Raw genomic sequence first — 1,221 nt, 5'->3', positions numbered from 1 at the left:
CCCCGTCGCGCCGCCGGACGCGGCCCGCGACCCGGCCCGCGGGCGTGCTCGTCGCCATCGCGCTCGTCGTGATCGCTCTGATCTGCTTCTTCCCGCTCGTCTGGATGGTCTGGTCGAGTTTCAAGGACAACGCCGCGATCTTCCGCACGCCCTTCGCCCTGCCGACCAGCATCGACTTCTCGCAGTGGGTGCGCGCCTGGGAGGTCGGCAACATCGGCCGCTATGCGCTGAACAGCGTGATCACCACCGGCACGTCGGTCCTCGCGATCCTCGTCATCTCCTCCGCGGCGGCATACGCCTTCAGCCGATTCCGCTTCGCCGGCCGTGGCCTGCTGCTCGGCATCATCTCGCTCGGCCTGATCTTGCCCGTGCAGTCGTACTTCATCGCGCAGTCGACCATGTTCCGGGATCTGCTGATCACCGACACCCGCTTCGCGCTGATCATCCCCTACACCGCGATGGGGCTGCCGCTCGCGACCTTCCTGCTGAAGGTGTTCCTCGACGATCTCCCGCCTGAGCTCTTCGAAGCGGCGCGCATCGACGGCGCCGGGGAGTTCCGGATGTTCCGGATGATCGCCCTGCCCCTCCTGCGGCCGGGCCTCGCGACCGTCGCGATCTTCTCCGCGCTCAACACGTGGAACGAGTTCCTCCTCGCTCTCCTCTACATCCAGGACGATGCGTTGAAGACGATTCCCACGGGCCTGCTCGCCTTCTCCAGCCGCTACGTCACCGACTACGGCCTGCTCTTCTCCGCGCTCTCGATGGTCACGCTGCCCCTCGTGGTCATCTACATCGTCTTCAACCGGCAGGTCACCGAGGGCATCACCGCGGGATCGCTGAAATGATCGCGCACCTGCGAGCGCTCCCCGTGCCGGACCCCTACCATCTGCTGGAGGCGCCCGGTCTGCGGTGGGGGCTCATCGGCCCGGGCAGGATCGCAACGGACTTCACCACGGCGCTCCACCGATTCACGCGGCAGCGCATCGTCCGCGTCGCGTCCCGCGAGCCGACGCGTGCCGAGGCGTTCATCCGCCGGCTCGGGATCGACGCGGCCGCCGGCACCGTGGACCAGCTGCTCGACGACCCCGGCGTGGACGTTGTCTACATCGCGACCCCCCACGCGCAGCATCGGGACACCGCGCTCCGCGTCATCTCCGCGGGCAAGCCCGTGCTGGTCGAGAAGCCGTTCGCCACCGATGCGGCCGGCGGGCACGCGATCGC

The 1,221-nt window shown here is 68.4% G+C and carries 2 protein-coding genes; both read left to right on the top strand.

Translation table 11 applies throughout. The features are described from left to right. Window positions 1-845 (top strand): carbohydrate ABC transporter permease (locus ACFPZL_RS13385; protein ID WP_382335863.1); only part of this gene is annotated, 845 nt, incomplete at its 5' end. After that, a partial coding sequence (locus ACFPZL_RS13380) for a Gfo/Idh/MocA family protein (protein ID WP_382335861.1) occupies window positions 842-1,221 on the top strand: 380 nt, incomplete at its 3' end. The genes ACFPZL_RS13385 and ACFPZL_RS13380, both read left to right, overlap by 4 nt.

Source organism: Leucobacter soli, assembly GCF_042659205.1.
Taxonomy (GTDB): Bacteria; Actinomycetota; Actinomycetes; order Actinomycetales; family Microbacteriaceae; genus Leucobacter; species Leucobacter soli.
This window is presented reverse-complemented; position numbering and strand designations above follow the sequence as displayed.